At 73.3% G+C, this 618-nt stretch carries 1 pseudogene; it reads left to right on the top strand.

Going from position 1 to position 618, the window contains the following annotated elements:
- Nucleotides 1-618, top strand: a pseudogene (locus tag E6R62_RS38275) (1-deoxy-D-xylulose-5-phosphate synthase); the annotation flags it as partial.

Here is a 618-nt window from a genome sequence, read left to right on the forward strand (position 1 = left end):
GCCACGACATCGAGGCACTGGAGTCGGCGCTGGCCCGCGCCAAGCGGTTCGGCGGCCCGGTCATCGTGCACTGCCTCACCGAGAAGGGCCGCGGCTACCAGCCGGCCGTCCAGGACGAGGCCGACCGCTTCCACGCGGTGGGCGTCATCCACCCCGACACCGGCCTGCCCGTCTCCGCCTCCGGCGCCGACTGGACCTCGGTCTTCGGCGAGGAGATGGTCCGGCTCGGCAAGGAGCGCGAGGACATCGTGGCGATCACCGCCGCCATGCTCCAGCCGGTCGGCCTCCAGAAGTTCGCCGACGCCTTCCCCGAGCGGGTCTACGACGTCGGCATCGCCGAGCAGCACGGCGCGGTCTCCGCGGCGGGCCTGGCCAGCGGCGGCGTCCACCCCGTCTTCGCCGTCTACGCCACCTTCCTCAACCGCGCCTTCGACCAGGTCCTGATGGACGTGGCCCTGCACCGTTGCGGCGTCACCTTCGTCCTGGACCGGGCCGGGGTCACCGGCACCGACGGCGCCTCGCACAACGGCATGTGGGACATGTCCATCCTCCAGGTCGTCCCGGGCCTGCGGATCGCCGCCCCGCGCGACGCCGACCAGCTCCGCGCCCAGCTGCGCG

Source organism: Streptomyces sp. A1136 (genome assembly GCF_004795055.1).
In the GTDB taxonomy this organism is placed as follows: Bacteria; Actinomycetota; Actinomycetes; order Streptomycetales; family Streptomycetaceae; genus Streptomyces.